The 14514-nt window shown below is 75.6% G+C and carries 12 protein-coding genes and 2 pseudogenes; 8 read left to right on the forward strand and 6 right to left on the reverse strand.

What is annotated here, in order from left to right; all coding sequences use genetic code 11:
* Positions 1-7 precede the first annotated feature (7 nt).
* Both DA06_RS19050 and DA06_RS19055 read right to left on the reverse strand, forming a co-directional pair.
* Positions 8-1294, reverse strand: a pseudogene (locus tag DA06_RS19050) (DUF4153 domain-containing protein); the annotation flags it as partial.
* A complete protein-coding gene (locus DA06_RS19055; RefSeq protein WP_052436980.1) occupies positions 1287-1772 on the reverse strand; it encodes a sigma-70 family RNA polymerase sigma factor in 486 nt (161 codons plus the stop codon). The gene DA06_RS19055 and the pseudogene DA06_RS19050, both read right to left, overlap by 8 nt.
* A gap of 298 nt (positions 1773-2070) precedes the next feature.
* Here DA06_RS19055 and DA06_RS19060 point away from each other — a divergent pair, with 298 nt between their 5' ends.
* Genes DA06_RS19060 through DA06_RS19075 form a run of 4 tightly spaced genes read left to right on the forward strand, consistent with a single transcriptional unit; the run spans position 2071 to position 5247 of the window.
* Positions 2071-2640 (forward strand): hypothetical protein, encoded by a 570-nt coding sequence (locus tag DA06_RS19060; RefSeq protein WP_418605745.1) that lies wholly within the window; start codon positions 2071-2073, stop codon positions 2638-2640.
* A 52-nt stretch (positions 2641-2692) separates the two neighbouring features.
* Positions 2693-4141 carry a hypothetical protein gene (locus tag DA06_RS19065; protein WP_052436982.1) on the forward strand — a complete coding sequence of 483 codons (1449 nt, stop codon included), beginning with the start codon at positions 2693-2695 and terminating at the stop codon, positions 4139-4141.
* Positions 4138-4824 carry an SGNH/GDSL hydrolase family protein gene (locus DA06_RS19070; protein WP_052436983.1) on the forward strand — a complete coding sequence of 229 codons (687 nt, stop codon included), beginning with the start codon at positions 4138-4140 and terminating at the stop codon, positions 4822-4824. The genes DA06_RS19065 and DA06_RS19070 overlap by 4 nt, the downstream gene beginning before the upstream one ends.
* A gap of 51 nt (positions 4825-4875) precedes the next feature.
* Positions 4876-5247 carry a hypothetical protein gene (locus tag DA06_RS19075; RefSeq protein WP_418605746.1) on the forward strand — a complete coding sequence of 124 codons (372 nt, stop codon included), beginning with the start codon at positions 4876-4878 and terminating at the stop codon, positions 5245-5247.
* Positions 5248-5664: 417 nt separating this feature from the next.
* On the opposite strand, the gene DA06_RS19080 is transcribed toward DA06_RS19075, so the two are convergent.
* Positions 5665-7581, reverse strand: coding sequence for a cytochrome c oxidase assembly protein (locus tag DA06_RS19080; RefSeq protein WP_418605747.1), 1917 nt, complete (start codon positions 7579-7581; stop codon positions 5665-5667).
* Positions 7582-7661: 80 nt separating this feature from the next.
* On the opposite strand from DA06_RS19080, the gene DA06_RS19085 reads away from it, so the two are divergent.
* On the forward strand, positions 7662-8369 hold the full coding sequence (locus DA06_RS19085) for a PIG-L family deacetylase (RefSeq protein ID WP_418605748.1): 708 nt from the start codon (positions 7662-7664) through the stop codon (positions 8367-8369).
* A 142-nt stretch (positions 8370-8511) separates the two neighbouring features.
* Entirely contained in the window at positions 8512-9024 is a 513-nt protein-coding gene (locus tag DA06_RS19090) for a hypothetical protein (RefSeq protein ID WP_418605750.1), read from the forward strand.
* Positions 9025-9144: 120 nt separating this feature from the next.
* Here DA06_RS19090 and DA06_RS19095 read toward each other — a convergent pair whose 3' ends face one another.
* The gene (locus DA06_RS19095) at positions 9145-10074 is read right to left on the reverse strand and encodes an amidase (RefSeq protein WP_418608099.1); all 930 of its coding nucleotides are present in this window, start codon (positions 10072-10074) and stop codon (positions 9145-9147) included.
* A 161-nt stretch (positions 10075-10235) separates the two neighbouring features.
* Here DA06_RS19095 and DA06_RS19100 point away from each other — a divergent pair, with 161 nt between their 5' ends.
* On the forward strand, positions 10236-10712 hold the full coding sequence (locus DA06_RS19100; protein WP_418605752.1) for an SbcC/MukB-like Walker B domain-containing protein: 477 nt from the start codon (positions 10236-10238) through the stop codon (positions 10710-10712).
* 137 nt (positions 10713-10849) lie between these two features.
* Here the strand turns inward: DA06_RS19100 and DA06_RS19105 are convergent, their stop codons facing one another.
* Positions 10850-11323, reverse strand: a complete 474-nt coding sequence (locus DA06_RS19105; protein ID WP_043503163.1) for a DUF6912 family protein — start codon at positions 11321-11323, stop codon at positions 10850-10852.
* 157 nt (positions 11324-11480) lie between these two features.
* A pseudogene (dnaE, locus tag DA06_RS19110) lies at positions 11481-13274 on the reverse strand (DNA polymerase III subunit alpha); the annotation flags it as partial.
* A gap of 556 nt (positions 13275-13830) precedes the next feature.
* On the opposite strand from dnaE, the gene DA06_RS19115 reads away from it, so the two are divergent.
* Positions 13831-14508 (forward strand): hypothetical protein, encoded by a 678-nt coding sequence (locus tag DA06_RS19115; protein WP_052436985.1) that lies wholly within the window; start codon positions 13831-13833, stop codon positions 14506-14508.
* The last annotated feature ends 6 nt before the right edge of the window (positions 14509-14514 follow it).

Raw genomic sequence — 14514 nt, forward strand, 5'->3', positions numbered from 1 at the left:
TCTTCCCCGTCTCGTGGTAGCGCTCGATGTTCTGCCGGGCGACCCAGCCCTCGGGGTTGGCGAGGCCGACGGCGAGGAGCAGGGCGGCACCCGACGCGAGGGCCGCCCGGGGCAGCCACCAGGCCGACCAGCGCACGCCCGCGACCATCACCAGGACCACGAGGAGGCCGAGCCACGCCTCGAAGGCGTCGACGAGCACCCGGAGGACCGTGAAACCGAACGCCTGCTGGTACACGGCCATCCGGAACAGCGCGGATGCCACGACCACCAGCGTGAGCACGCACAGCACGCCCAGCGCCAGGCGCAGGACGAGCCGGTCGCGTGCCGTCGCGCGCGGTGCCTTGTGCACCGCGAGGGCCACGGTGACCAGGGTGAGCGTGGTCGCGACGGTGAGCTGCCCGAAGCCCTGGTGGACGTAGTCGGCGTAGCTCATGCCGGTCTGCCGGCGGACGTAGTCGTGACCGCCCCACATCGCCGTGGCCTGCGCCAGGACGAAGGCGGTGAACACCGCCACGACGATGCCCACCGGCACGAGCCACTCCCACGCCCGCGGCACGGGCCGGCCGGCGGGCAGCGCGAGGCGGTCGAGCCGCGGCGGGTTGAGCGCGAGGTAGCACGCTGCGAGGACGGTGCCCGCGACGGCCACGAGCACGAACGTGCGGAGGATCGCCGAGTCCCACGCCAGGTCCGGGACGACGGCGGAGACCCAAGAGCCGAAGACGGCGTCACCGGAGGCGAAGAGGCCGCCGAAGACGACGAGCGCGGCCAGGGAGACCGCCGCCGTGCGCAGCACGGGCCAGAGGAGCCGCCGGTCGCTGGTGGCTGTGACGGTCCGCCCGAGCAGCGGCAGGCCGCGCACCGCCGAGAGCACCCACGCGGCCGGCCCGACGAGCACGCCCAGTGTCCGGCGCGCGTCCGTCAGCGCCGTCGTCACGAGGAGGCCGGCGGCGAGCAGGGCCAGCACGCTGACCCACTCCGCGGCCCTGAGCACGGTGAGCGCCCCCAGTCCCAGGCACAGCGCCGCCGAGAGCAGCGTCCAGGGGCGGCTTCGCAGGGCGCTGAGGCGCAGCACGAGGAGGCCGGCGAGGAGGAGGACGAGGAGCGTCGCGACCCCCGTCGCCCGTTCGGGGAGCACGACGCGCCGACGACGCCGATGCCGAGGGACCCGAGCAGCGCGCCCTGGGCCGTGCGGGGACCGCCCTCCGGCCAGAGCCCACCGAACAAGGTCTCGGCGAACGACGGCCGGTCGTCGGTGCGGTCGGCCTCGGGCGCGGCCGCGAAGCTGCTCAGCCACGTTCGTCCTCCATCGCCTGCCGCACGCGCATCAGGCCCGTGCGGATCCTCGTCTTGGCCGTCCCGACCGGGATGCCCTCGTGCTCGCCGACCTCCCTGGCCGTCAGCCCGCCGACAGCGGCCAGCACCACGGCCCGCGCCTGCTCGGGCGGGATCTCCATCAGGCGGCGCGCCGCGCGCTCGCCGTCGACGCCGCGCAGCGCCTGCTCCTCAGGGTCCGGCGGGCGCAGGGTGGCGTCCACGAGCTGCTCGAGCACCTCGGCGTCGGTGGGTGCGGAGCGCCGCGCCCTGACCGCGTCGATGGCGGCGTTGCGGGTGATCGTCAGCAGCCAGGTCAGGACCGAGGCGCGGCGGACGTCGTAGCTCGCCGCGGCCCGCCAGGCGCGGACGAAGACCTCCTGGCTGACGTCCTCCGCGAGGGCCCTGTCCCTGGTGATCGAGACGGCGAGGCCGAACACCGCGCCCTGGAAGCGCCGCACGAACGCCGCGGCCGCGTCGGGGTCGGTCCACCGCCAGCCCGTCGACCAGCGCCGCGTCGGCCGCGCGGTCGGTCCGCGGGAAGAGCTGCACGTCCGGAGGTACGTCTGTGCCGGCCACCGGGATTGCGCCGGAGCGGCCCACGGAAGCTGCGCCGCCCGAGCCGGTCGCCGGAACCGTGCCGCCCGGGCGCATCCGTGGGGGCCTGCGGCACGTACCTCCTTCGACGCGCCGTCCGGCCCGTTCGCGGGGCCGTCCGGCCGCCACCACCTCGGCATGTTCGAGACCTCCGGAGGAGCCATGCGTGCACGAACGGGCCTGCGGGCCCTGACGACGACCGTCCTGCTCGGCAGCCTGCTCACAGCCTGCGGGGGCGGCGGTGGCGGCGACGCCGCGGGAGGCGGCGCGACCGCGACAGGTGGCGAGACGCCCGGGACCTCCGCGCCCGGCGGCTACATGCCCGGAGGCCCCGCCACCGGGACCACGGACGGCACCGACGGTAGCGCGGCGGCGGCGACCACGCTGGGGGTCGCCGACACCGATCTCGGGCAGATCCTCGTGGACGGGACGGGCATGACCCTCTACATGTTCACGAAGGACTCCCCCGGCACCTCCGCCTGCGAGGGCGACTGCCTGGTGGCCTGGCCGCCGCTCGAGGGCACCCCGACCGCGGGCGAGGGAGTCGACGAGTCGCTGCTCGGCTCGATCGAGCGCAGCGACGGCACGGTCCAGGCCGCCTACAACGACTGGCCCCTGTACTACTGGCAGAACGACGCCGCCCCGGGCGACACCACCGGCCAGAACGTCAACGGGGTGTGGTTCGTCCTCGGCCCCGACGGCGAGCCGATCATGACGGCACCGTCCGAGTAAGGGGCCCGCCCCGGGATCAACCACGGTCGACGCCCTGCCGTACCCTGCTGCGGTGACCACCGCCGTCCTGCCCGAGCAACGCACGGCGGCCCCTGCCCCGCCGCCGGCCGCCCGCCGACGGCGCCGCACCCGCCGGGTGGTCGGCTGGTCGCTCGCGGTGGTGGTGTACGCGGTCACCGCCGTGTGGTCGGTGCACCTGAAGGTGAACGAGACCACCGAGGAGTTCATCGACCTCTACCTCGACGGCGTCCACCTCCAGCCCGACGGCACGGTCGCGGACGTGCGCGCCCACGAGGCCGCCGAGTACCTGCCCGGCTCCCGGGTGCTCGCCGTCCACGCCGGCGACGCCGACGCGGAGGCCCTCGCCCAGGCTCAGCGCGACTGGCTCGCCGAGGGCACCGTCCCCGGCGCGGGCACCCGGTACGAGGAGCTCGTCACGAACGCGCTGCTGGACATCCGCACCCTCACCGGGGCGACCTTCGACGACGAGGGCGCCGGGACCGAGGCGGCGCCGGGCGCCGTCGTGGCCGGATGGACGGACCGCTGGCGCTACGTCTGGCCGCGGGACGCCTCCTTCGTCGCCGCGGCGCTGGCCCGCACCGGCCACGTCGACGACGCGGTGGCGGTGCTCCGGTTCGTGGGCGACGTCCAGAGCGGCGAGGGCGGCTTCCAGGCGCGCTACCTGCCGGACGGCTCCGGCGTGCCCGACGGTCGCGGCATCCAGCTCGACGGCAACGGCTGGGTCCTGTGGTCCGCCGCCACGGTGCTGGACGAGATCGACGACACCGAGCGCCGGGCGGCGTTCCAGGAGCTGCGGCCCCTGATCGACACCGCCACCGACCACGTCCTCGAGCTCACCGCCGAGGCGCCGCACCTGCCGCCGCCGTCGGCGGACTACTGGGAGGTGCGCGAGGACCAGCTGACGCTGGGCACCGTCGCGCCGATGCTCGCCGGGCTCGAGCGCGTCGCCGTCGTCTACGCCGGCCAGGACGCGGCGGACCGGGCCGCGGAGGCGAGCCGGCGGGCCGAGCAGCTCCGCTCGGCGGTCGCCACGACCTTCGGCCCCGGCGGGTACGAGCGCTACGCCGACGACGCGCCGATGACCTCGTTGCTCGGCGCCGACGGGCGCGACACCGCGACGGCGATGCTCCTGCCGCCGTTCACCGCCGAGGCGCTGCCCGGGGCCGAGGAGGCGTGGCTGCTCTCCACGGAGGAGATGGCCCGGCCCGCGGGCGGCGTGGCCCCGGGAGCGGGGTGGAAGCGGGACGGGATCTCCTGGACGCCCGAGACCACGCTGTACGCCCTCACGGCCGCGGAGAACGGCCACCCGCACCGTGCGACGGCGTGGCTCGACTGGGTGGCCGAGCACCGCACCGCGTCGGGCGCCATCCCGGAGAAGGTGCTGGCCAACGGGGCACCGGCGGCCGTGGCGCCGCTGACCTGGTCCAGCGCCAACGTCATCCTGGCCGTCGCCGCGCTGGAGGAGGAGGGCGCGTTGTGAGCACCGCACCTCCACCCGCCGCCCGGTGGGCGCGCTACGTGGCCCTCGGCGACTCCATGACCGAGGGGCTCTGGGACCTCGACCCCGCCACCCCGGAGATTCCCCGCGGGTGGGCGGACCTGCTGGCCAGGCGCCTCGCCGAGCGCCGTGACGGCCCGCTTGAGTACGCCAACCTCGCCGTGCGGGGCCGGCTGCTCCGCGAGATCGTCGCCGAGCAGCTGCCCGTCGCCCTGGAGATGCGCGCGGACCTGGTCTCCCTGGTGGGCGGCGGCAACGACCTGCTGCGCCCCGGCGCGGACCCGGACGCCCTGGCCGCCCTCCTCGAGGAGTCGGTGGCCCGGGTGCGCGCCACCGGCGCCGACGTGCTGCTCGCCACCGGCATGGACGCGCTCACCTCCCCCGTCGTCCGGGCCACGCGGCCGCGCGTGGCAGTCTTCAACGCGCACCTGTGGACCATCGCGCGCCGCCACGGGGCGCACGTGCTCGACGTCTGGGGCATGCGCTCGCTGAAGGACTGGCGCATGTGGGCCGAGGACCGCATCCACCTCTCGACGGAGGGCCACGAGCGGGTGGCCCAGGGCGCCCTGGTGGCGCTGGGCCTCGGTGCCGAGACGGCGGGCTGGGACGACCCGCTCGAGCCCCTGCCGCCGGCGCGCGGGCGGAGCGGCTGCGCGAGGACCTGACCTGGCTGCGCACGTACGTGGGTCCGTGGGGCGACGGCGCCGGGCGGCACGGTGCCGGAGGCGCCGGCGAGGAGCGCTGCGAGCACGCCGTCGTGGACGACGGCGGCAAGCCGCTCCCGCTCCGCGGCCCGCGAGACGGCGCGCACCTCGGTGACGGCCTGCGCCGCGTCCGTCGCCGCGGCGGCGTCCACCGCCCGCGCGGCACGCAGCACCATCCAGACCACGGACATCACGATCAGGCCCGACGTCGCCGTGTACACCGCGTCCTGCACCGGGACCAGCGCGTCCGTCCGGTCGGAGTCCCACCAGCGCGCGACCCCCAGGAGCGTGCACGCCAGCACCAGGTACGTCATCGACACGCTGAGTCGCCAGGCGAGTGCGGCCGCGGCGAGCGCGGCCCCGACGAAGCCGCCGAGCCACTGAGACTGGTGGTTGTCGGACTCGCCGCCGCCTGCGATCAGTATCGGCACGGACGCGACGACGGCGAGGAAGAGGAGGGCCCACGTGCCCGCCGCCGCGCGCACCACGGTGGCGGGGGGACGGGCGAGCGGACCGAGCCCGGCCAGCACGACGAGCCCTCCGACCAGGACGAAGGCGGAGGCGACCCACCACGGCGCGAGGTCGTCGCGGTGCGTGGCGGGCAGGTGCACGACCGTCAGCGAGAACGCGAGCCCGGCGACGCCGATGAGCCCGCTCACCACGCGGACGACGTGGCTGTGGCCGTGGTCGGGCTCCGTGGCCGGTGCCCCTTGCGCCCGCTCGTCCAGCTCCACCTCGATGCCGCCTCCCGTCAGTGCCCGAACGGTACTGGGCGAAGGCCGTCCGCGGCAGGTGTCCGGGTCAGGAGTCGGCCGTCGGCCGCCCTGGTCGTCGCCCGGGCCGACGGTGGACGCGGGCCCGCCCGTACTGCCGGTGCCGACGTCCGCCCGGCCGGTGCCGACGTCCGCCCGGCCGGCGGCGGGCCCGGGAACGCCCTGGGGCGGCTGCCCGGCCCGGGCGGCGAGCATCGCGTTGTAGGCGCGCAGCTCGGCGTCGTGGTCGCGGTCCGCGGCGCGGTCGGACCGGCGGGCCGCCCGGGTGTCGTCCTGCGCCCACGCGACGGCGACGCCGATGGCGAGGGCGAGCGTCGGGAACTCGCCGATGCCCCAGGTGATGGCACCGCCCTTCTCCTGGTCGGCGAGGGCGTCCACCCCCCCAGGGCAGCCCGAGCCAGCCGAAGTAGTCGGCGGCGAGCAGGGAGGTCTGGGAGATGATCGAGATCCCGAAGAAGGCGTGGAACCCCATGGTGGCGAGCAGCAGGAGCAGGCGGAGCGGGTAGGAGGGGCGCGCGGGACCTGGGTCGATGCCGATGAGCGCGTTGGCGAAGAGGTATCCCGCCAGCGTGAAGTGCACGACCATGAGGATGTGCCCCACGTGCGTGGTCAGGGCGAGCTCGAAGAGCGCGGTGTAGTAGAAGACCACCAGCGAGCCCGCGAAGTTGATGCCCGCGACCACGGGGTTGGAGAAGAAGCCCGCCCACCGCGAGTGCACGAGGGCCAGCAGCCACTCCCGGGGCCCGCGGGACCCGTCCCGCCGGTGCGGCAGGGCCCGGACCGCCAGGGTCACCGGCGCCCCCAGCACCACGAAGATCGGCACGACCATCGCCAGCAGCATGTGCTGGACCATGTGGGCGCTGAACAGCACGGAGCCGTAGACCGTCGGCCCGGCGTTCGTGACCCAGAGGAACAGCAGCATCCCGGCCGCCCAGGCGACCGTCCGCGTCACCGGCCACGCGTCGCCGCGCCGACGCAGCCGGGCCACCCACGTCAGGTACACCACGACGGCCGCCGCGGCGGCGAACGCGAGCACCGGCTCGAGCCGCCACTGGGTGAGGTACGTGAGCGCCGTCGGGAACGGGGGAACCGCGTTGCCGGTGACGAGGAAGGTGGGGCTGGCGTCGGTGACGGGCTCCTGGGGCACCGGCGGGGCGGAGGAGCCGAGCGCGACGGCGACGCCCACGACAGCGCCCATGACGAGCACCTCGCCGCCAGCGAGGCGCCAGAACGCGGCGCCCGGGCGGCGTCCGCCGTCGGCGCCGGCAGCGATGGCGGGGATGGTGGCACGGCGGTGCGCCCAGCCGGCGACGCCGAGGGCGACGGTGAGCACGATCTTGATGAGGAGCAGCCGGCCGTAGGGGTCCGTGACGAGGTCGGCCGGCGAACCGAGCCGGATGGTCGAGTTGACGACGCCGGAGTACGCGACCATGACGTAGCACCACAGGGCGGCGCGCGAGTAGCGCCCGGCGGCGTCGGGCAGGTCGCGGCCGAGCCTGCCCGCCACGAGGCACAGGACGGTGAGCCCGCCCGCCCACACGCACACGGCGGCGACGTGCATCCACCAGGAGGACACCGCGATCTCGTGGCTGGCGGCCCCGGCGGCGTGGCCCGTCAGGGCCAGGGGGACGAGCGCGACGAGCGCGAGCACCCCCGCCCAGGCGGCGGAGGTGTACGACGCGACGGCCGCGGCCACCAGGGCGACCACGGCGGTGAGCACCGTGGACCACATGAGGTTGCGCCCGAGCTCGATCTCGGTGACGAACTGCTGGAGCTGCGCCCCGTACTCGGGGCCGCCGAAGGTGCCGAGGACCGAGGCGAGGGTGAGCACCAGGTGGCCGAGCTGGGCCAGCGCCCACACCACCGACGCCGCGGCCCCCACCCGGGCGGCCCGCATCCAGGCCCGCCCGTCGACGGCGGTGACGCGCGGGGGGGCGGGCGGCACGGGCACGCGGGCGGGGTGCCGCGGGGAGCACGAGCGCGCACAGCGACGGCCCCGGCACGGAGGCGGGCGCCGACGCGCTCGTGTCCGTTCCCGTGGAGGTGACGGCGCGGCTGCTCGCCGCCGTCGTGCGCCGCGCCCGCCCGCAGGTGGTCGTGACCGAGGAGCCCCACGGCAGCTACGGCCATCCCGACCACGTGCAGGTGCACCAGATCACCATGCGTGCCGTCGACCTCGCCGCCGACGCCGCGCCGCGCACGGAGGCCGACGACCCCCTGGCCGGCACGGAGCCGTGGGACGTCCCCGTCGTCGGCTGGGTCGTCGAGCCGGCGGACCGGTTCCGTGCCGCCCTGCACTGGCTCGAGACCATGGTCGACCACCAGCCGCAGTTCGGCGTGCGCCGCGACGCCCTCGGCACCATGTCCCCGGACCACGAGCTGCCCTCGCTGGTGGTCCCGCCCGAGCAGGTGGACCTGACCATCGACGTCAAGCCGGTGCTGCCGGCGGTGATCTCCGCGATGAAGGCGCACCGGACGCAGGTGCAGGCGGTGCACCTCCTGGACCTGACGCAGCAGGAGAACCGGGGCCTGCCGGTGTGCGGCTGGTTCGCGGTGAGCAACGGGATCCTGCAGCCCCTGCTCGGCACGGCGAGCCTCCGGCTCGCGCCCGGCCGTGACCGCGTCGACGAGCTCAGCGACCCCCGCACCGTCGACGGCCTCACCCGGGACCGCCTCGACGGCACACGCGGTGTCGACCGCCTCGCCGCGTTCCTCGGCGGGACGGTCGCATGACCGTCCACGCGCACACGGCAGGCCGGGGCGGCGTCGGCGACCGGGCGGACCGTACGGCCGACCCAGAGGCGCGCGCCGACGCCCCGGCCCTGGCCGACGGCGGCGGCCGCCCACGCCGCCGTCGTCCCCGTCCGGGATCGCGGTGGCGCGGAGCGCGCCGGAGGGCACCGGGGCGGCTTCCCCCGAACTCTCGGAACGTGGTCACGTCCGCAAGGACCTCGGCGAACCCGGCGGGCTCGCGGACGCCACCGACGGTAGGGCGGTCTTCGAGATCAGCGTCGATTCCGCGACCGTCTCGGCCACCTGCCCCGGCCGGGGCATCGACGTCTCGCCGGCGAACGGGCACTTCGTCGTCCTCGACGTGACCGCGTCGCTCAGCGCGGACGTCGCCGCCGGAGCGGACCGGGGCCAGGATGTCTTCATGCCGCTCGTGGCCGAGACCTTCGACATCGTCGGACCGGGTGGCGCTGTGCAGGGAAGCACGGTCACCGACGCCTCCTGGGCCTGCTTCGACGACGACGAGCTCCTTCCGCCGTTCCTCGAGCCGGGCCGGACGGTGACGGGCAAGGTCGTCCTGGACTCCGTGAGCGACAGCGGCGTGGTCGTGTACGCGCCTGACGGCGAGGCGGGCTGGGAGTGGGAGTTCGGCGGGTGAGGGCCGCCCGGCGGCGTGCGGGCGTCCTCGTCGTCGGCGTCGTGCTGTGCCTCACGGCGTGCCAGGACGACGGCGGCGGACGGCCGCCCGTCACGGCCGAGCCACCCGGCCCGTGTCTGCTCAGGCGGGCAGGCCGGGGGCGAAGGCGGGCCACGGGTCAGCGGCCTCGAGCCGGGCCGCGAGCGCCAGCAGGGTCTCCTCGTGGCCCGTGCGCGCCCCGAGCATGACGCCGAACGGCAGCTCGGTGCCGTCGACCACGGCACGGTGGAGCGGCAGACTGATCGCCGGCGCACCGATGATGTTCCACGCGGACGTCCAGGGGGTGAACTCCTTCTGCGCCTGGAAGTCGGCGGCCGGGTCGGCGTCGTCGCGCATGGATCCGACCGGCACGGGCGGCTGCGCGAGCGTGGGGCTGAGGATCACGTCGAAGGCCGACCAGGCCAGCGCCGTCTGCCGGGTCAGACGCTGGACGCCCGCGACGGCGTCTGCGTACTGCCGGCCGGTGACCGACCGGCCGAGCTCGCGCATCCAGCGGGTGAGCGGGACGAGCCGTTCCTCGCCTCCGGGCGGCAGGGGCGCCTGGAGGGGGCCGACGGACCACAGCGGCATGAAGGCGTCCCACTCCGCCTCGCCGAAGGGCAGCGGCGCCCGGTCCACGTGGTGACCCATCCCCTCGAGCAGGCGCACCGCACGCCCGACGGCGGCCAGCGCCTCGGGGTGGACCGGCGCGTCGGTCACGTTGACCGGCTCCGTCAGCACGCCGATCCGCAGCCGGCCCGGGTCCCTCTCGCACGCCTGGAGGAACGTCCCGCGCGGCGCGGGCAGGAGGTAGGTGTCGCCGGGCCAGGGCTGAGCCAGCACGTCCAGGAAGGCGGCGGTGTCGCGCACCGTGCGGGTCAGCACCCCGTCCGTGGTCAGTCCCGAGCCGTCCACGCCGTGGGGGCCCTTGGAGACCCGGCCGCGGGAGGGCTTCAGTCCCACGAGGCCGCAGGCCGCGGCCGGGATGCGGATCGAGCCGCCGCCGTCGCTGCCGTGCGCGGCGGGGACGATGCCGGCGGCGACGCCGCCAGTCGCGCGAGGCGGCCGACGACCTGCTGTCCGCTCTCGCCGCGCACGAGGAACGGGCCCGGCGGGCGGCGCCGGTCCTGCGTGCCGCCGCGCTCGCCACCGCCGGGGACGGCAACACGATCGACACCACGCTCGCCACGTACGTGCTGCTGCGCCGCTTCGAGGACGTGGTCGCCGCGGCCAACGACCGCCTCTCGCTCATGTCGGACGGCCGGTACACCCTCGAGCGCATCGACGAGCGCGAGGGCGGCCAACGTTCTCGCAAGGCCGGGCTCGGCCTGCGGGTCCGTGACCACGTCACGGAGGCTCCTCGTGATCCCCACACCCTCTCGGGCGGTGAGACGTTCTACGTGTCCCTCTGCCTGGCGCTCGGCCTGGCCGACGTGGTGCGCGCGGAGGCGGGAGGCGTCGAGCTCGGCACCCTGTTCGTGGACGAGGGGTTCGGCTCGCTCGACCCGACCACCCTCGACGCGGTCATGGGCGAGCTTGCCCGCCTCCGCGAGGGCGGGCGGTCCGTGGGTGTCGTCTCGCACGTCTCCGAGCTGAAGGACCGCATCCCCGAGCGGATCGAGGTCCGCAGGCTGCCGTCCGGGGCCTCCACGCTGACCGTGCGGTGCTGAGGCGGCCCGGCCGGGTCGGCGGTCCCTGCGCCGCGCGGGCTGATGCTTCTGCCCGGGCTGAGGCTGCCGTGTCGCCCCCGGCCGGGGCTGCCGTTCCCTGCCCGGCTGCGGGTGCCGGCCGAGCGTCTCGCGGGCCCCTACCGGGCGTCCGAGAGCTCGCGGCGCAGGTCATCCAGCTCGACGACGTCGTACCAGAGCAGGTCACGGTCGGCGGCCCGCTCGAGCGCGTCGTCGTCGCCCGCGGCGGCGGCCCGGACGTCGGAGGCGGCCGCCCGCTCGTCCACGTGCACCGAGACCACCGTGCCCCAGGGCACCGGGGAGACGACCTCGACGGCGGTGGGCAGCTGCTCCTCGCCCAGGACCTCCGGAATCTCGACGGCGTCGTCCGGCACGTCCGCCGCCACCACGACCCTGCGCGGCACAGATCCGTCCGCGGCGATGAGGCGCACGGACTCGTCCGCGGCGGCGAGCGTCGCCGCCATCTCCAACCCCTCGTCGTCCTCGTCCGGCAGCTCAGCACGCAGCGCGGCCGTGACGGCGTGGGCCCAGCGAGGAGCGATCCCGGTCGGGCTGTCCAGGTCCGTGGCGGTCGCCGGCAGGTAGAGGCGCATGGCGCCAGTCTGTCAGGACCGTCAGCGCGTCCGTAGCAGGCCCGCGGGGCCGCGTCGCCGGGCCCGGCGCGGCCGCTCGCCGGCGAGCCGGTGCGCGAGCTCCTGGACCGCGCGACGCGCGGGCGAGGCCAGCCTCCGCCCGCAGCTCCGCCGTCGTCAGGGGCTGGACGCAGGCCTGCTCCGCGGAGGCGTTGACGTCGGCGCGCAGCACCGCGACGCCGTGGCGGCGGGCGTCGGCCACGAGGGACTGCGGGGAGTAGAAGCCCATGGGCTGGGACGCCAGCAGCGCCGCGTAGAACGCCTCGGGGTGGTGAACCTTGAGCCAGGAGCTGGCGTAGACGAGGTAGGCGAAGGAGAACGAGTGCGACTCGGGGAACCCGAAGTCGGCGAAGGCCTTGAGCTTGTCGTAGATCTTCTCCGCCACGTCCGGCGGCACCCCGTTGTCCTCCATGCCCCGCAGCAGCCGGCCGTGCAGGGCCTCCATCCGCTCCTCGGAGCGCTTGGAACCCATGGCCTTGCGCAGCTGGTCGGCCTCGGCGGGGCTGAAGCTCGCCACGTCGATGGCGATCTGCATCAGCTGCTCCTGGAACAGCGGCACCCCGAGGGTCTTGGACAGCGCGGGCTCGAGCAGCGGGTGGAGGTAGGTGACCTTCTCCCGGCCGCGTCGCCGGCTGATGTAGGGGTTGACGGAGTCACCCTGGATGGGGCCGGGGCGGATGAGCGCGACCTCGACGACGATGTCGTAGAAGCACCTGGGCCGCAGCCGCGGCAGCGTGGCCATCTGGGCGCGCGACTCCACCTGGAACACCCCCACGGTGTCCGCCGCGCACAGCAGGTCGTACACGGCCGGGTCCTCCTGCGGCAGGTTGTGCAGGCCGAGGTCGCCGTCGATCCCCCACCGGGCCGCCTGGCCGCGGGCGTTGATGGTCTCGAACGCCAGCCGCAGGGCGGTGAGCATGCCCAGGCCGAGGAGGTCGAACTTCACCAGGCCGGCGTCGGCGCAGTCGTCCTTGTCCCACTGCAGCACGGTGCGCCCGGGCATGGTGGCCCACTCCACCGGGCAGACCTCGATCACCGGCCGGTCGCACAGCACCATGCCGCCGGAGTGGATGCCGAGGTGCCTCGGCAGGCGCAGCATCTGCTCGGCCACCTCGATCACCGGCGCGGGGATGCCTGCGACGTCGTCGGCCGGGCCGGCCGCCCGGCCGTCCCGGGTGCTGAACGCCTCGCCGCCCTCGTCGGGGCGGACGAGGGAGCGCCAGCGCTCGATGGTCTTGGACCAGGCGTCCTGCTGGCCGACGTCGTAGCCGAACGCCCGGGCGGCGTCGCGCACCGCCGAGCGCGGCCGGTAGGAGATGACGTTGGCGACCTGGGCGGCGTGCTCGCGCCCGTAGCGGCCGTAGACGAACTGGATGACCTCCTCGCGCCGGCCGGACTCGATGTCGAGGTCGATGTCCGGCGGCCCCGAGCGCCCGGGCGAGAGGAACCGCTCGAACAGCAACCGGTGCGTCACGGCGTCGACGGCGGTGATCCCGAGGGCGTAGCAGACGGCCGAGTTCGCCGCCGACCCGCGCCCCTGGCACAGGATCCCCCCGGGCCCTGCAGAACTCGACGATCTCGTGGACGATGAGGAAGTAGCCGGGGAAGTCGAGGTCGGTGATGATCTCGAGCTCGTGCTCGATCATGTCGTAGGCGCCGGGCACCCGCTCCGCCCCGCGCGGCCCGTACCGGTCGGCGGCGCCGCGGTAGGTGAGCTCGCGCAGCCAGGTGGCCTCGGTGTGCCCGTCCGGCACGGGGTGCGGGGGCAGGTTCGGGGCGACGAGCTGCAGGTCGAACGCGCACTCCGCCGCGAGCGCCACCGACGTCGGCACCGCCTGGGGGTGCCGGTGGGTGCCGGGCGGCCATCGTCCGCCCCGGAACGAAGATGCGCGGGCGCGGCGGGCAGCCAGCCGCGCGCGCCTGCGCCGCGAGCGCCCGGACCACGTCGCTGTCCTGCCGGGCGGCGAGCCCGTCGAGCTCCTGGACGGCCGACGACGCCGCCTCGTCGTCCCCGACGGCGAGGAACACCTCCACCGCCGCGACCAGCACGGCCACCCGCCGGCCCGGGCCGCGGACCTCGGCGAGCGACCGGCGCACCATCGCCGCGGCCGCCTGGGTGCTGCCGCGCGCGAGCCGGAGCAGCGCGAGCCCGGGCTGCGGCTCGTGACCGAGCCGTGCTGCGTCGGTGAACGACTGCTCGGCCGCGTCGTACCGCCCCCGCAGCCGGTCCAGCTCGCCGCGGACGTACACGGCCGTGCCGGCCCAGTCGACGTCGACGTCGCGCTCCATCTCCACGATCTCGTCCCGGGCCCCGTCCCAGTCCCCCGTGGAGCTGCTGGAGCTCGGCCCGCCGCACCCGGCACTCGCCGACGAAGTTGCGCAGCTCCGGCTGGGACGCGCACCACCCGGACAGGGCCGTGGTCCACTGGTCGGCCCGGTCGAGGTCGTAGACGGCCCAGCAGCCCGAGATGACCTCGCAGTACACGATGCCGGTGATCATCGGTGACGTCTCCCCCGGCGGTGACCCCGGCCATGGCCTCGTCGAGGAGCCGCAGCCCCTCGCCGGGGCGGCCCGCGCGGATGAGCACGAGACCCTCCCGGTGCAGGGCGAGGGCGGCGAGGTCGCCGTCGTCGTACCGCTGGGCCGTGACCACCGCCTGCTCCGCGAGCTCGACGGCACGGACGACGTCGCCGGCCGCCGCCGCCGCGAACGTCTCGGCGAAGGCGAGGTAGCCGAGCACGTGGTCGTCGGGCGTCCCGGACTTCGCCAGCCGGGCCGCCCGCCGCAGCCAGCCGGAGCCGAGCGCCGGGTCGCCCATGGCGGCGTGCTGGATGCCGATCCACAGCGCGCTCACGGCCGCACCGTGCTGGTCCAGGGCCTCGAGCTGGCGGTGGAAGGCGCGCTCCCGCACGGCGAAGTAGTCGTCGGGCCGGTGCAGCAGGGCCGCACACACCGCGAGGCGGTCGAGATCGTCGGGCTCGAGCGGCTGGAGCGCCTCGGCCTCGCCGAAGGCGGCGGACGCCGTGAGCCACCGACGGTCGGCGAACGCCGTCCGGGCCCGGGCGAGCAGCGCGTCCCGCTCCACGGAGTCAGTATCCGCCCGCACCGCGCCGCGGGGACGGCAGACCCGGCGAGATCCCGGTGACCGACC

This window comes from Georgenia sp. SUBG003 (assembly GCF_000715355.2).
Taxonomy (GTDB): Bacteria; Actinomycetota; Actinomycetes; order Actinomycetales; family Actinomycetaceae; genus Georgenia.